This window comes from Bacillus sp. V3-13 (assembly GCF_002860165.1).
Taxonomy (GTDB): Bacteria; Bacillota; Bacilli; order Bacillales; family Cytobacillaceae; genus Bacillus_BJ.
Window position 1 is genome coordinate 1 of record NZ_PGUZ01000004.1, and the last position, 15,281, is coordinate 15,281.

The 15,281-nt window shown below is 43.3% G+C and carries 14 protein-coding genes; 4 read left to right on the plus strand and 10 right to left on the minus strand.

What is annotated here, in order from left to right:
* The first annotated feature begins 193 nt into the window (after nucleotides 1–193).
* A complete protein-coding gene (locus CU633_RS01625; RefSeq protein WP_257958385.1) occupies nucleotides 194–496 on the plus strand; it encodes a hypothetical protein in 303 nt (100 codons plus the stop codon).
* Nucleotides 497–735: 239 nt separating this feature from the next.
* Here the strand turns inward: CU633_RS01625 and CU633_RS01630 are convergent, their stop codons facing one another.
* The 10 genes from CU633_RS01630 to CU633_RS01675 form a co-directional block, all read right to left on the minus strand.
* Complete coding sequence (locus CU633_RS01630; protein WP_101657990.1) at nucleotides 736–939, minus strand: hypothetical protein; 204 nt, start codon at nucleotides 937–939, stop codon at nucleotides 736–738.
* 188 nt (nucleotides 940–1,127) lie between these two features.
* On the minus strand, nucleotides 1,128–2,231 hold the full coding sequence (locus tag CU633_RS01635) for a GerAB/ArcD/ProY family transporter (protein ID WP_101657991.1): 1,104 nt from the start codon (nucleotides 2,229–2,231) through the stop codon (nucleotides 1,128–1,130).
* Between the two features lie 3 nt (nucleotides 2,232–2,234).
* A complete protein-coding gene (locus CU633_RS01640) occupies nucleotides 2,235–3,359 on the minus strand; it encodes a GerAB/ArcD/ProY family transporter (RefSeq protein ID WP_101657992.1) in 1,125 nt (374 codons plus the stop codon).
* A gap of 18 nt (nucleotides 3,360–3,377) precedes the next feature.
* On the minus strand, nucleotides 3,378–3,611 hold the full coding sequence (locus CU633_RS01645; RefSeq protein WP_101657993.1) for a hypothetical protein: 234 nt from the start codon (nucleotides 3,609–3,611) through the stop codon (nucleotides 3,378–3,380).
* Nucleotides 3,612–3,617: 6 nt separating this feature from the next.
* Nucleotides 3,618–4,826 (minus strand): Ger(x)C family spore germination protein, encoded by a 1,209-nt coding sequence (locus tag CU633_RS01650; protein ID WP_101657994.1) that lies wholly within the window; start codon nucleotides 4,824–4,826, stop codon nucleotides 3,618–3,620.
* A 12-nt stretch (nucleotides 4,827–4,838) separates the two neighbouring features.
* The gene (locus CU633_RS01655; protein WP_374703338.1) at nucleotides 4,839–6,434 is read right to left on the minus strand and encodes a spore germination protein; all 1,596 of its coding nucleotides are present in this window, start codon (nucleotides 6,432–6,434) and stop codon (nucleotides 4,839–4,841) included.
* Between the two features lie 163 nt (nucleotides 6,435–6,597).
* Nucleotides 6,598–7,671: a GerAB/ArcD/ProY family transporter gene (locus CU633_RS01660; protein ID WP_180954820.1), complete on the minus strand. Its 1,074-nt coding sequence runs from the start codon at nucleotides 7,669–7,671 to the stop codon at nucleotides 6,598–6,600.
* A gap of 13 nt (nucleotides 7,672–7,684) precedes the next feature.
* Nucleotides 7,685–7,903, minus strand: coding sequence for a hypothetical protein (locus CU633_RS01665; protein ID WP_101657997.1), 219 nt, complete (start codon nucleotides 7,901–7,903; stop codon nucleotides 7,685–7,687).
* The gene (locus CU633_RS01670) at nucleotides 7,896–9,068 is read right to left on the minus strand and encodes a Ger(x)C family spore germination protein (protein ID WP_101657998.1); all 1,173 of its coding nucleotides are present in this window, start codon (nucleotides 9,066–9,068) and stop codon (nucleotides 7,896–7,898) included. Before CU633_RS01670 ends, CU633_RS01665 begins: the two co-directional genes overlap by 8 nt.
* Before the next feature lie 14 nt (nucleotides 9,069–9,082).
* Nucleotides 9,083–10,648, minus strand: coding sequence for a spore germination protein (locus tag CU633_RS01675; RefSeq protein ID WP_101657999.1), 1,566 nt, complete (start codon nucleotides 10,646–10,648; stop codon nucleotides 9,083–9,085).
* A 405-nt stretch (nucleotides 10,649–11,053) separates the two neighbouring features.
* On the opposite strand from CU633_RS01675, the gene CU633_RS01680 reads away from it, so the two are divergent.
* From CU633_RS01680 to CU633_RS01690, 3 genes are all read left to right on the plus strand, one after another.
* Nucleotides 11,054–13,000: a sigma-54-dependent Fis family transcriptional regulator gene (locus CU633_RS01680; protein WP_257958390.1), complete on the plus strand. Its 1,947-nt coding sequence runs from the start codon at nucleotides 11,054–11,056 to the stop codon at nucleotides 12,998–13,000.
* A 265-nt stretch (nucleotides 13,001–13,265) separates the two neighbouring features.
* The gene (locus CU633_RS01685; RefSeq protein WP_101658062.1) at nucleotides 13,266–14,225 is read left to right on the plus strand and encodes a thiamine pyrophosphate-dependent dehydrogenase E1 component subunit alpha; all 960 of its coding nucleotides are present in this window, start codon (nucleotides 13,266–13,268) and stop codon (nucleotides 14,223–14,225) included.
* Between the two features lie 31 nt (nucleotides 14,226–14,256).
* Nucleotides 14,257–15,279: an alpha-ketoacid dehydrogenase subunit beta gene (locus CU633_RS01690; RefSeq protein WP_101658000.1), complete on the plus strand. Its 1,023-nt coding sequence runs from the start codon at nucleotides 14,257–14,259 to the stop codon at nucleotides 15,277–15,279.
* The last annotated feature ends 2 nt before the right edge of the window (nucleotides 15,280–15,281 follow it).

Genomic DNA, 15,281 nt, shown 5'->3' on the forward strand with positions numbered 1-15,281 from the left:
AAACTACCGGATTTCCTCTAAACAAAAAAGGACCGGGCATGGTTTTCGCCCGGTTTTTCTTAACCAATAATAATCACTCTGAAACCAAGTTTCTTCAAAATCTTCTGGGTAAGTAGGCAAATGTCTACTCCCAGGTAATTGAGGAACATAAGATAAAACTGAATACACTCAATATAAGAAAGGGAGTTAAAACGTGCCTCATTATCATCATCACATGTCTTACCAACCTCAATATACTAACCAGTTTCCGCAATACCCTAAGTCTGAAATTTGGGCAGAGCAACAAATTAAACAACCTTTATACCCTCATTTAAAATCACATGTGTTAAATATTATTGACCCTTTTGTAAAATATGGATTAGAAGAAGCAAAACATACTTCATATGGCCATGCATTGCAGGAAATTGCTGCAATGACCTATTTAATTGGTAAGGGTATGGATACAAAGACCGCTTATTTAACGGTCGAATCCTGGGAAATTAATGAAAAATTTTAAAAATTGATATGACCCCGTGCTTATAGAGAAAAAACCATAGCAATGATTTAAAATGTTTAAATGTATTTCCGGACTGTTGGCTCGAAAAAACAGTGGTGTTTAGTAAAAATTGTTTATAGCGACCAGCATCCCTAAAACTGGTCGCTGTTTCTCATATCTGAATTTTCTGATAATATTTTTCTGCATGAATAGATATTTACCCTAAATGTTCAATTCAAAAGGAAATGATGTTAGAAAATTTATTGATTTTGTTTAGTGAATTGCTGATTTTGCTGAGTGTTTTGTTGCATTTGTTGCCCGCTGCCACCCATTCCTGCTGCTAATGGTAAAAATTGCTTCAGAGCTTGTCCCATACCTTTGCCTTTGGTCATACTATAGAAAGCTGCTGCACCTATGCCGGCAGATGCTAGTAATGGAAACCATATTTTTTGTTGTTTCTGCATGATCAATCACCACCCTATACTAACGTTTAATGCTTTTTTAATTTTTGCTTTGAATATTGACATTATGTAAGTGAACGATTTCCATAATGGTAAGAATCAAGAAAGCTTATTTGTAAAAAAAAGTATGTTTTCGAGGCACATGCATATGCATCGACAGTCTTTTTCTTGCCTAAGATTCCTTTAACCATTCACCGGCGGAGATTTAAGTATTTGCGAATCATCACAACGATCAGCAATAGCAATGGAATACCGATTTGAAAAGGGAGATGCAGATAAACTGGAACTATTTTTAATCCCACTTCCAGATGTTCCGGGAAATTACCTGCCATATAGATAGAGCCTACCAGTATGATCAGACCGATCGAACCTATAATAATGTATCGGTGTTTCGCTTCTTTAAATAGATCCTCAATTCCCTTTACCGCTGCATAAAAAAAGATCACGATCTTAAAGAAACCGCCGACAATCAGCATCGAGATCACGATTGCATCCAACCGCTGGATAAAATCTGCAATATTAATCTTATGCACCGTTTTTAACAAAGGAAACATCGAAGTAGACGCGATATATGGGCCAAGAACAGCAATATTAATAGCGGCTGTTAAAGCGAGCAGCAATCCGCTTACAGTCAAGGCAGACAATCCAACTTTTATTTCCATTTTAGGTTTGTTTAAAAAAGGAAGCAACATGGCAAAGACAATCATCTCTCCAAAAGGAAAGGTTAATGTTTGCGGAAAGGCGGTTTTTAAAACAGGTTTCCAGCCGTTATCGAGAACAGGTACGAGGTTTTCGAATTTTACAACACCGGATGCGAAAAGGAAGAAAAATCCGAAAGCAATTAAAACAATCATTAAGCCAAATAAGATTTCTCCGGTCCTTGCCAAAGTTTCGATCCCCTTGGCGATTCCATATACACTTAAAGCAATCATCATTGCACTGATCGCAAGCATAGGGGTTTCCCGCAACGTTGATGTTAGAAGCAAATCTGAGAAATCACGCAAAACCCGTGAGGCGAGATAAACGAAATAAACGATGTATAAAAAAGTGATTGGATAGCCGATCCATTTACCAAGGATTCTCGGAAGATAACTGGTTAAGGCGAGATTCGGATAGTGACGGAAAAGATAACTGTAAACAAGAAATATCAGCAATCCCCCTGTCATCCCCAGAAGGATCGCCAGCCAGGCATCCTGTTTCGCCTGCATTCCCAATCCAACGACAACAGCGCTGCCAAGTTCAAACAAAAAGATTAACGCAAACAATTGAGATGGACTAATTTGCACTTTTTCCACAGCTTATCTATCCTTTTCGCCTGATCGATTGGTCCCTTTTAAATGTTTTTTTCGGAAGATCGCGACCACCAGCAGAAGTAACGGCAGAAAAAATCCAAATGTTAAAGTATAAGGGAACCAGATCTTAGAAAGGAGTGTTTGAAAATAAACCATATTGGGACTGACGATGATCGAAAGCACGACAAGAATCATCCCCAAAGGAAGCGTTAATGGCCGGTATTCTTTCAGTTTGAATGTTTGGGCAAGCCCTAAAACAGAAGCATAAAAACAAATCGTCAGTTTAAAAAAGATCGTGATAAACCACATTCCGGCTACAATCGCTTCAACCCGCTGCAAAAAATCAGCAATGTCTATTTTTCTGGCTAAAACAAAAGATGGGTACAGATTTCTGGCTGTATAATCAGCACCTAGAACCAAAATGCATAAAGCTGTAATGATGATTATCACTATGCCGCCAATCAATGATCCCGTGAAAAAAGCTTTCCGCACTTTATTTATGCTATTGACAAAAGGATATAACATCAACATAATCACTGTTTCCAGGTAAGGAAAAGCGACAACGGAAAGACTCCCCCTGATGACTGGTTTTATTCCCCCCTCAAAAACGGGCTGTATCTTTTGAAAGTCGATTTGCGGGATAATAGAAAAGACAACAATAAGAAAAAAGATGATTGTCCACGGCATCAAAATTTCTCCTGCCCGGGCTATTGGTTCAAGGCCGAGGCGTGTCCCCATAACCACAACACTTAAAAACATAATATGAATAACCTCGATTGGAGTCTCCGGCATGATTTGAACCGTGACGAAATCTCCGATATTTCGCAGAAGGAGCGCCGCAAGGATGAAGAAGAAAGAAAAATAAAGAAGAGCAACGATTTTGCCCAGCCACTTGCCGAGAATTTCCTCACAATATTCAACCAATGTCATCCCGGGGAACCGATTCCCAATCGTGGTGTATAACCATACGAACAATAAGCCAATCCCTACTCCGAGTGCAGCTGCCATCCATGCATCCTGTTTTGCTTCTGCAGCCAGAACGGAAGGTGAAAACAAGATCGCAGGCCCAAGCATAAAGAGAATCGTTAGCACTGTAAACTGACGCACGCTGATTTGTCCATTTTCCAGCAATCGTTTTCACCTTTCCTTCTATTTCAAAAAACTAAAGATAAAATCGCTAAAATGCTTGTAAATCAAAGTAATCCAATCCATTGGATTGGGAATATCCTTGTGTAATCCCTGGGCTATGCTTAATCCTGTTCCAAATAGCAGAAGGATTGAAAAAACCCATAGTTCCTTTTTAAGCCTTTTCCTTAAAAGATAGGGTACTTCCTTAATCACGATGATGACCGCAACAGCCAATATCCCTGCACTTACCCACATGCGGATTTACTCCTTTAATTCATTTAAGAAGGATTTGCTTAATGTTCCTATGCGCCGAATCTTTACATCCACCTTGATATTTGCCTGAAGGTTGACAAATTCCTTCTTCCAATCTTTTTTTGCTTTTTTCCAATATGCCGGGTCTGCTTTATGTATTGCTTCACCAAAGCCGAATATATCGGATTTATAGTCTTTTTGAGCTTTGTTTAACGCTGCTTCAATATCACTTTGAATGGCTTGTTCTGTTTTGGTTTCAAGGTCAGAAATCGTTTTGGGTTTGGATAAATCAAGGTCGCCGCATTGTACTTCCGCAACATTTGCTTCTGTTCGAACGGTGACATCTACTTGTGGCCGCCCATTTACAACCTTGCCTGACACCTTTGTTTTGGAACGTATCAACTCCACGCTAATAATCCCCTTTTTTGGGCATTGCACTGTAACAACAGTACTTTTCACTTTGTCATTAACAAAGTTCGCCCCTTTGCTTTCGTCTTCGTTTAACCAGCCAACCAGTTTATCTTTATTGAATACAGCCAGTCCATTAATCTTTAAAATGGCCTGAGGACTTGTCTGTTGGATATTCTCCCTTTTTTCTCCTCTCGCCGGATCTCCGCTAATCTCAAGTCCTGTCAATAAAGGATCGGTTCCGGCCGCCACCAGGTCGGATATGAGTTCATCCAATGTTTGGGTGGCAGTCGCTGCCCAGGCTTTCTCTGAGGTTTCAAGTGACTCGAACATCTTATTGGCCGGGATTTTTTCTAATGGGATCGAAAAAATTTTCAGCACCTGTTCCGCCGTTGTTTCCTTTGCGACAATAATGAAAAAATCGGTACGGAACTCCGGATCTCTGGAAATCAGGTCCAACGTTTTCGCAATTCCTTCTTCCCTTGCCAATTCCTCACCAATGACGAACAAGCGGAGATGGGCAAAATAGATTTTTCTCGGCGATTTGGTTGTCATTTTTCGAACCGCCTCCATCATGGAGTCGCCTGTTGAGGTAAGTGTTACGATAGGTGAATCGGTTCCTCCACCCTTTTGCGTAATTACTTCTCCAGGATTGACGATTTGAGCAGAAACCTGGTATTGATCCCTTGATTTATCGATTCCCATCGCTACAGCGAGCGCGAGTTCATTCAATTCACGACGGTTCCAGCAACCCGTAAGCGGAACGAGCAGGATGATAAGCACGAAGAATATGAGAACTTTATGTTTCATAAGCTTCCCCCTTTATTTCTGCTCAGGATTGGGTGGGGGAGTTTGTTCACGAATGACATTTTTCTGGCTTATTAAGCGCGGACGCGAAAACATCCTCCAGATTGGTACACGGAATATCATATCCTTTTGATCCGCGGGAATTAGCGGACCGAACGGGGACATATAAGGGATGCCGAAAGAGCGCAAACTGCACAGGTGCAGGACGATGGCCATGATCCCAATCGTAATGCCGAATAAGCCAAATGATGCGGCAAGAATCATCAAACCAAAACGCAACATTCGAATCGAGATCGCCATATTAAAAGCAGGCAACACAAAACTCGAAATCGCAGTGATTGCAACGACGATGACCATGGCGGCGGATACAATTCCGGCTTCCACGGCTGCCTGGCCAATAACCAGAGCTCCGACAATCGATACCGCTTGCCCAATCGCTCTCGGCATTCTGACGCCTGCCTCCCGTAAAATTTCAAACGTGACTTCCATCATCAGCGCTTCCACAAACGCCGGAAAAGGCACTCCCTCCCGTTGCGCCGCCAGATTGATTAACAGCGGGGCGGGGAGCATCTCTTGATGAAAGGTAGTTACCGCAATGTATAGTGATGGCGCGATCAGGGAAATGGCTAAAGCAATATACCGCAATAACCGGAGCAAATTTGCAATATCCCAACGCTGATAATAATCTTCCGCCGCCTGCAGGAATTGCCCGAAAATGGCGGGAACCAATAAAACAAATGGAGTCCCATCCACTAAAATCGCAATACGGCCTTCCAAAAGTCCTGCCGCCACTACATCAGGTCTTTCCGTATTAAACACCGTTGGAAAAGGAGTATAGGTTTCATCTTGAATCAGTTCCTCGATATAGCCGGTTTCCAAAATCCCGTCAATATCAATGCGGTTAATCCGTTCGCGGACCTCCTGGAGCACCTTGTCATTGACAATACCATTGATATACATGATGGATACTTCCGTTTTTGTGACTCGTCCGATTTGGAATGTTTCAAGCCAAAGGCTGGGATCTTTAATTCTTCGTCTGATTAACATCGAATTGTTTCGAATGGTTTCCGTAAATCCTTCCCTTGGTCCGCGAATAACGGTTTGAGACGATGGCTCTTGTACACCCCGCTGTGCCCATCCTCTTATCGCGACGATCAGACCCTGGGCAGTCCCATCTATTAAGATGACAATATCTCCCGATAAAATAGCGGTAAGCAGGGTTTCAAAATCGGTCACATCCTTAATTCCACCTACTGCAAGTGCTTGTTCTTTTAACAGTTGCAAGGCGGTATTTGGGTTGGCGGAAATCTTTTGATCCAGTTCAGATCCTTTCATATCCAGCAATAATGATTCCATAATGAAATTATTAATGGCTTTGGCATCGGCCAGGCCATCGGTATAAAGCACGGCAGCGCGGATGTTGGCTTTTTTGCCGATGCGAACTTCCCGTATTGTTACATCCGAACTATTGCCAACCGCATTTTTCACCATTTGGATATTTTCTTGAATACTCGTTTTCAATGGCTGCTTATTATTCGTTCCGGCCGGATTTTTATTTGCAGTTGAGGAACGTTTTATGATGCTTTTGAAGTTTTTTTTGAAAATGCCCAAGAAACTCCCCGCCTCTGCATAGTTATTTATTAATCCATTATGATCTTGATGAGACTCTTTCATACTTCTTAGTGGCTTGCTTAACTTTTCAACCAATGAAAAAAGAGCTGCAACTTTTGCAACTCTGTTCTTTATCGACCGACTTAATTGGCAGCTGGACCTCCTATGCTTTCAACAACTGTTCGTTCTTTGGTTTTAAGACAAAAAAGAGAACGATTGGAAGTGCAAACTCAAATATGAGAGCGAAGGCCGGCCACGTTTTATTTAAATTGATAAGCTGCACAGTATCCCGAAAAAACAAAAAGGAGCACACATACGCAAAAGCGGCGAGTGGAGTTGTTAGAATTTTGATCGATGCATCCGGGATGATTCTTTTAATCCCATGGCATATAATGTATAAGCTGAACGCTATTTTGGCGATGATCGTAGGCATCCATATCCCAACAAGCGGCAGGTCAAATCGATCAAGGAAGTCGGTTACCTTCAGGTGCCGGACAAGTTCATAGGTGGGATAAAACAACCTCGGCAACAGATTGGTCCCAAGGATAAGCTGTTCAGACAAGACTAGTATAAACAGCATTCCGGCGCCGATCAAAAGGGAGAACAAGCCATATCGCAACCGGAATTTTATATGGGAAAACAGAAAGAAAACGCCAATTACTTCACCAACGTAGGCCACAAAAAACCAGGAGCCTTTTAAAACACCCGGCAGATTAATTTCTGCATAAGGCATTAAAAGGGTAGGATCAAATTCTCTGGCGAGAAGCAATGGAATAAACAAGATAGCTATCGCCATTATTGGAAAATAGACCTCGGTCAGCCTCCCCATCCCCTCAACGCCCCCGCGGCTGATGTACCAGACAGCGATTACTAATAGTGCGGCTGAAATAAAAATCGGTGTATCAGGCAATAAAACAATATCAACAAAATCCGTCAGCATTCTCATATCACGAATCAGAATCATAAAGAAAAACAACACGTAGAACCCGATAATGATTTTGCCGAGCACTGAAAATCTCTCTGTTAAGGCCTGAAATACATTTTGCCCTGGAAATCTTGCCGCGACCTTGGACATTAATAAAACGGGTGGCAAAATGATCAGGGAAGCGATAATGAGTGATAGATATGTATGCTGCTGGGCATGGATGGCCGCCTGGGAAGGCACGCTTATCAAGCTTCCAGTTAAAATAAACGTGGCACCCATTAAGATCACTTGATGATGTGAGATTTTATTCACAATAATCGGCTCCTTATGAAATAGGATCGAACGGTTCCAATAAAAAATTAAGCCACATTGAAGGATAAACATGGTTTGGATCTGTTTGGATGTACACCCAGATCGCAGCGCTGACGAGAAGTAAACCAATCGTAATGATCCAGGTTGATTTTGTAGCCTTTTTAAGGTTTTTCTTTTCAAGAAATAAGATGAGCAAAACGACACTGCCTGCAAGAAGCATACTGTTAATCATTAATGAGATGGCTCTCCTTTCTGCCTAAAGGGGTAATAACAGCCCCCAGGTTTTCAATGTGAATATCGGCTTTAACTTCAACCTCCACCTCTGGATAGATCTCTCCCCACCTGTTTTGGATTTTCTTCCATTCTCCAGGCTGTTCGTTATAAATGATTTTGCCAAAACCGACAACATCAGCCTTATATTCGTTCTGCAGGCGGTCCATCGCTTTTAAAATATCGTCTTTGATTTTTTGGTTGAGTTTCTTCTCCAGAGCCTGTACATTCTTTTCGGAGTCAATATCATAATTGGATTCATTTTCAACGACCACTCCGCGGCCCTCGATCGACATTTTCATAGTGATTTTGTCTCCATTCACAATCGGTTTTACGTCAAGTTTATATTCCTGAATTTGAACTGCGATTTCTTCCTCTCCTGCAGGTGGAGGGACAACTAATTCAGGCTGGTTCGCTTCTCCCATGGCCAAAAGAGCACCTGTGGCTTGATCGGATTTTAAAAAACCCCTTAATTTATTATTTTTAAAAACGGCCAGACCTTCCATTTTGATCAGTTTTGCGTCACTTTTCTCTACAATCGCATATGGAAGTGCAAGATCCACTCCATCTGCAATCATAATGTTGACTACATGCTTTAGTGATCTTGGTTCTTTCATGGAAGTCAATGCTAATTCGCGTATTGATTCAGAGGGAAACTTCTCCAAAGGAATGTCTGTTTCCATTACTTTTTTGGCCTCCCCCCTGGTTACAATCATTAACGCCGATAAGCGATTTTCTGGAATCCTTCCCAATATATCAATGATTGGCTCTATTCCCGAGCGCGCCATATCTTCTCCAACCAAAATCACCCTTCTATGGGCAAAATTAAGCTCCCTGGAGTTGGCTTTCTGCTGCCGATTGTTGATCTCCCGAAGGGTTTTTCCTTCCGCTGATTGCATCAAATACGACTTTCCACCGCTTGTACCGCCACCGCCCCCTTTGCTGCCAGCCCCTCCAAGCTGTCCTGGCAAAGCGATCTGAAGCGTCGCTCTATATTGCTTGTCAGATTTATCAATCGCGGTTCCCATGACAAATGCGACATCATTGATTTCCTGGCGATCCCAGCAGCCGGTTAATGTGAGAAGGAGTGAAGCAAGCAAGAGATAGCGAAGCTTTTGAAATTTCATTTACCTCACCTTTCCTATTGGGTAGGAGGGTTGTTATCCTCCTGCATGCGTTTTAGGTTATGCCGTGCATAGGTGGACGGCCGCGAAAACATTTTCCACCATGGAGCCCTGCCAAGGATGTCTTTTACTTCGTGTTTTCTCAGCGGAGCTATTCCGGCGAAGTAAGGAACTCCAAATGAATTGAGCTGGCATAAGTGAGTAATTAATATAGTGGTACCGATGATAATGCCATATAAACCAAATGCAGCGGCCAGTATCATAAGCGGGAATCTCAATAGACGAATGGCGATGGCAAAATTGAATCTTGGTATTGTAAAAGAAGCGATACCGGTTAAAGAAACAATGATAACCATTGGAGCGGAGACAATTCCCGCCTCCACCGCTGCCTGGCCGATAACGAGCGCCCCGAGAATACTTACCGCTTGCCCGATCGTTTTTGGCAGTCTGACACTGGCTTCGCGGAGCGCTTCAAAAGCAATTTCCATAATCAATGCTTCCACAAGCGCTGGAAACGGGATGGCTTCCCGCGCTGCCGCAATACTGAGTATTAACGTAGACGGAAGCATGTCGTGATGGAAGGTGATCACGGCAATATAAAGAGAAGGTGTAAAAAGCGCCACCATTAAGAAAAAATATCGCAGCCAGCGAATGAAATTTGAAGCATAAAATCGTTCATAATAATCTTCGCTTGCATGGAGCATTTGCCAAAATGTGATCGGGCCGACCAACACAAATGGAGTATTATCAACGAAAATGGCAAAACTTCCTTCAAGCAGCTGCCCGACTACAGCATCGGGGCGTTCCGTATACTGAAACTGGGGGAAAGGTGAATAAGGATTATCCTCAATAAGTTCCTCAATATATCCGGATTCAAGAATACTGTCGATTTTAATCCTGTTTAAGCGTTGTTTTACTTCATCCAGAACATTTTGGGGAATGATTCCGTCTATGTAACTAAGCACAATATTAGTCTGGGTCTGTTTTCCGAGTACCATTGCTTCCATTTTTAATTTAGTCGTTTTCAACCTGAATCGAACGAGAGCGGTGTTTGTCCGTAAATTCTCGGTAAACCCTTCCCTCGGTCCGCGAATGGACGCCTCTGTTACAGGTTCCTCCACGCCCCTGCGAGTCCCCTCCCGGACGGATATTAGCAGCGCGTCGGAATGGCCTTCGACAAATAAGGCTGCATTCCCGGACAGGACGGATGGAAGAATATCCTGATATTTTTTTGTTTTCGTCACGCTTGGATATGACACATTGTTTTCGACCGTACCAGGAAGATCATCCGCAGGCGGGACCCTTGTATACTTATAAATTAAATGTTCGATCACGTTGTCCGCTATTGCTTTTGCATTGACCATTCCGTCGATATAAACAACCAACCCTTTTAAAGACTGTGTGATCGCAATGTCTCTAAAAATAACATCGGAGCAGTCCTGAAAAAGCGCCTTTAATAAGTCGATATTTTCTTTAAGGGCAGTGGAGACCTGCTCATCAATCGAATCGGCGGGATTTGCCTGATGTAAAATCTCCGTAAAATCTTTTTCTTTTACTTTCTTTTTTCTGTTTAGTTTCTTCATACCGTCTCACCTCCCTAAAAATTCATGATAGGAATTAATGTTTCCTCAGGTTAGTAAATGTATGTAAATAGTCCAATTAAAGCCGGCATGGAATTTTTGAAAACAGGCTGTAAATTGCAGCTGTTTGTATGCGCGGAATTTCAGCTTTATTTTTGAAGGAAAAGAACGCACGCGCACAGAAGTAATTAGAGCAATATTCGATTGTATGAAAATTTCATCTATTGCAGTCCGCGAATTAGGTTGCACGCAGACTTTGATTACTCATCAATTTAAAAAAGAAGAGTGAAAATTAAATCCTGACAACGTGATGGATATTTATTTTGCATGTAGCATTTTTCGTGCTTTTCAGTTGTTTTGTCTGGTCTTAAGCCTTTTTTACCTAATATAATTTGGAGGGGAATTGGCATGAAGGAGATTGAGCTGCACCACATGTGGGAAATGTTTGTGAAGGAAGGGAAGCTGCATTCTGATTTAGATCCTGTCGTCAAGAGTTCCTGGTTAAGATCGAAAATCAACAAGGTAGATCCTTTTCAAGACAGCGGCACGGAAAAATTATCTGATCATGAATTAAAGCTGCTGGCAGAAAAGAAGAAAGAATTAATCCAAATTTCACTGCCGCTCATGAACACTCTTCACTCACTTGTAAAAGGATCGGGCTTTCTAGTCATACTCTGCGATGAAAACGGTTACTTACTAAAGGTGATCGGTGATAGGAAACCACTGGTCGCTGCGGAAAAAATTCAGTTTGTAGAAGGGGCGAATTGGAGTGAAGAGGTGATGGGGACAAATGCAATCGGCACAGCCATCAAAATCGGGAGACCGATCCAAATTTTTTCCTATCAGCATTATACAATCGCCACCCAATCATGGACATGCTCAGCTTCTCCGATTTGCGATATTAACGGCAAAATTATTGGTGTTTTAAACATGTCGGGGCCGTTTGAAAAAGTACATCCGCATACACTCGGAATGGTCGTGTCGACGGCCAAAGCGATCGAAAATGAACTGCAGATAAAAGAAAAAATTGAAAAAAATGAACTGATGAAAAGCTATCTCGAAGAAATGACAAACACATTAAGCGATGGAATCATCATTATCAACGAAAAAGGAACGATTATTAAAACAAACAAAATGCTCCAGAAGATGCTTCACATACTTCCAAATGAGATCGAAGGCGTGAAGCTTGCGAACGTCTTTGAAAATAGAACAATCGAAAGCTTCTTTTTGCTGAGCCAGGAGGTTGTTGACAGGGAAATGAAGCTGCGGGTTCGCAAAAACGGCGTCCATCTGTCCGTACTGTTGAGTGCAAAGCCGATTATCAGGGGACTCCATGTCATCGGTTCGCTTGTAACGGTGAAAGAAATCAAGAAAGTACGCCAGTTTGTTAACCATGTATCAGGCAATCAGGCCAAGGTTACTTTCAATGACTTGATTGGCGAAAATGAGCGGTTTCTTGATTGTCTCCACGAGGCAAAGCTGACCGCCCAATCTGCATCAACCGTGCTGATCATGGGTGAAAGCGGAACGGGAAAGGATCTGTTGGCACAAGCGATCCACAATGAGAGCAGCCGCAGGCAACACCCGTTTCTGGCGATTAATTGCGGCGGGATTCCGAGAGATTTACTGGGCAGCGAACTGTTCGGGTATGTGGAAGGCGCCTTTACAGGAGCCAGAAAAGGAGGCAATGCCGGGAAGTTCGAGCTGGCTGACGGCGGGACGCTGTTTTTAGATGAAATTGGCGAAATGTCGTTGGAGATGCAGATCCTCCTTCTGCGCGTGCTGCAAAATCGCGAGGTGGTCAGAATCGGCGGTTCCAAAGTGGTTCCCGTCAATGTCCGGATTATCGCCGCCACAAACAAAAACTTAAAGCAGGAAGTGCAAAAAGGCAGCTTCCGCGAGGACTTGTATTTCCGCTTAAACGTCATGCCGATTACGATGACCAGTCTGCGCGAACGCAAAGACGATATCCCGCTCCTGGTCCATTATTTTTCAAGCCAGCTTGCCCGCCGTTTGCAAAAAAGGATTCCGGTGATTCCGGATGAAGTGATGGATTTATTAATGAAATATGAATGGCCTGGAAATATCCGCGAGCTGCAAAATATATTGGAACGGGCGCTCGTGAAATGCGCCGGAAGCGTGCTTACCGCTGAATTGTTTCCGGAAGAAATAACCGGGCAGCACAGCTTGCCTGCAGAACCCGGTTTATTATTACCGAGAAAGGATGAATTAAAAAAGCAGGCATTAATGGAATCGATCACGAAGTACAATGGCAATTTCAGTAAAGCAGCCAAATATTTAGGCATTTCCAGAAGCACTCTGTACCGGCAGATGGAACGATACAATATTCGCTAGGAGATGAAAACATGGCTGAAGTTAATGATATATTTGGAAAGTTATTTTTGTTAAAACTGTCCCGTTTTGCAACACTGTCCCAATAAAAATGGTGCAACTGTTCCGAAATGGGACAGTTTCTTTTTTATCAATGCAAAAAGAAAGCGTTTTCACGAATGGCATGAAACTTGCATTGAAATAGTTGGGAGTATTTTTAAAAAAAGGAGGAGCTCATGTGTCATTAACAAGTGAAAAAGTTAGTATTCCTGTTGAGAAGCTGAAGTGGATGTACGAAACAATGGTCAAAAGCCGCTATTACGAAGACACGATGGTTGAAGCTTATAACGAAGGGAAAAAACCGGTTTTCAATATTGGGGCAGGGCCTGTACCGGGGGAAATGCACTTAAGTACCGGACAAGAGCCGGCCGCTGTTGGCATTTGCGCCCATCTTAAAAAGGAGGATACGGTGACTTCCCCGCATCGTCCGCACCATCATGCAATCGCAAAGGGTGTGAATTTGAAAAAAATGACCGCAGAGATCTTTGGAAAGGTAACGGGACTTGGCAAAGGAAAAGGCGGCCACATGCATTTGTTTGATCCCGAGGTTAAGTTCTCGTGCGGAGGAATCATTGCAGCCGGTATTCCACATGCTGTCGGGGCAGCACTTGCCGCAAAGAAAAAAGGGAAGGACTGGGTAGCCGTTGCCTTTGTCGGCGAAGGAGCAGCCAATGCCGGAGGCTTTCATGAATCCCTGAATCTGGCGGCGGTTTGGAAATTGCCGTTAATCGTCGTTGTTGAAGACAATGCATATGGAATCTCCGTCCCGAAACAGGCTTCAACCGCTGTTGAATCGAATGATAAACGGGCGGCGGCTTACGGAATTGCCGGTGCCTATGTCCGGAACAATGACCCGATTGAAATGTACCGTGTATCGGAAGAAGCAGTCAAGCGGGCGAGAAATGGACAGGGCCCTACGATTATTGAAATCGAAACGCACCGCCACCTCGGCCATTTTCAGGGGGATCCGGAGCTTTATCGCGATGCGGAAGAAGTACCAAATCTCCGCAAGATCGATCCGATTGTGAAAGTAAAAGAATTGATGCTGCTGGAAGGAATCGCAACTGCAGAAGAAATAGATGAACTGGAATCAAGAGCAAAGCAAGAAGTCGATGAGGCCTATGCTTTCGCAAAGGAAAGCGAATACCCGAAACCGGAGGATGCACTGGAGGACGTGTTTTCAAAATAAACGAATTCAAGCAAAGGAAAGGGGATTTCAAATGGAAACGGTAAAAACGCGGATGTTGACGGGAAATAAAGCGATGGCTGAAGCGATTGCCATGGAGATGGACAGGGATCCAAATGTGTTTGTGTTAGGTGAAGACGTTGGTAAATATGGTGGGATTTTTGGCTCGACTCAAGGATTATTTGAAAAGTTTGGCGCAGAACGGGTTATGGATACGCCTATTTCGGAAACCGCGTTTATTGGTGCGGCAATCGGTGCGGCTGCGGAAGGAATGCGCCCGATTGCCGAGCTGATGTTTGTTGACTTCTTCGGTGTTTGCATGGACCAAATCTATAATCATATGGCAAAAATTCAATACATGTCCGGCGGCAATGTAAAGCTGCCGATCGTATTAATGACCGCTGTGGGCGGCGGCTATAACGACGCAGCCCAGCACTCGCAAACATTATATGCGACATTTGCCCATCTTCCCGGCATGAAGGTGGTCGCCCCATCGACTCCGTATGATTTGAAAGGGATGATGATTTCAGCAATCAGGGATGATAACCCGGTTGTGTTTATGTTCCATAAAACACTGCAGGGGCTCGGCTGGATGGATCAGCTCGACGCGTCGATTTCACACGTGCCGGAAGAAGCCTATACCGTTCCGTTGGACAAGGCGAATGTTGTTCGTGAAGGAAAAGACGTAACGATTGTCGGTTTGCAAATGACGATGCACTATGCTCTCGAAGCTGCGGAAAAGCTTGCAAAAGAAGGCATTGAGGCGGAAGTGATTGACTTGCGGTCACTTGCTCCAATCGACAAGGAGACTATTTTAACTTCGGTTCGAAAAACACACCGGCTGATCGTCGTGGATGAGGATTATTTATCTTACGGGGTAACCGCGGAAGTGTCAGCGATTGTCGCCGAAGAAGCATTGTATGACATGGACGCACCGGTTAAGCGCATCGCCATCCCGGATGTTCCGATTCCATACAGCAGGCCGTTGGAGCAATTCGTGCTTCCAAATGCAGAAAAGATTTTTCAAGAGGCTATTAAACTTGTAAATGAACAATAACA

Coding starts and splice junctions, on each gene's coding strand:
- CU633_RS01680 (WP_257958390.1), top strand. CDS start 11,054: ATGAAGGAGATTGAGCTGCACCACATGTGGGAAATGTTTGTGAAGGAA.
- CU633_RS01670 (WP_101657998.1), bottom strand. CDS start 9,068: ATGAAATTTCAAAAGCTTCGCTATCTCTTGCTTGCTTCACTCCTTCTC.
- CU633_RS01685 (WP_101658062.1), top strand. CDS start 13,266: ATGTACGAAACAATGGTCAAAAGCCGCTATTACGAAGACACGATGGTT.
- CU633_RS01645 (WP_101657993.1), bottom strand. CDS start 3,611: ATGTGGGTAAGTGCAGGGATATTGGCTGTTGCGGTCATCATCGTGATT.
- CU633_RS01690 (WP_101658000.1), top strand. CDS start 14,257: ATGGAAACGGTAAAAACGCGGATGTTGACGGGAAATAAAGCGATGGCT.
- CU633_RS01630 (WP_101657990.1), bottom strand. CDS start 939: ATGCAGAAACAACAAAAAATATGGTTTCCATTACTAGCATCTGCCGGC.
- CU633_RS01650 (WP_101657994.1), bottom strand. CDS start 4,826: ATGAAACATAAAGTTCTCATATTCTTCGTGCTTATCATCCTGCTCGTT.
- CU633_RS01665 (WP_101657997.1), bottom strand. CDS start 7,903: ATGATTAACAGTATGCTTCTTGCAGGCAGTGTCGTTTTGCTCATCTTA.
- CU633_RS01675 (WP_101657999.1), bottom strand. CDS start 10,648: ATGAAGAAACTAAACAGAAAAAAGAAAGTAAAAGAAAAAGATTTTACG.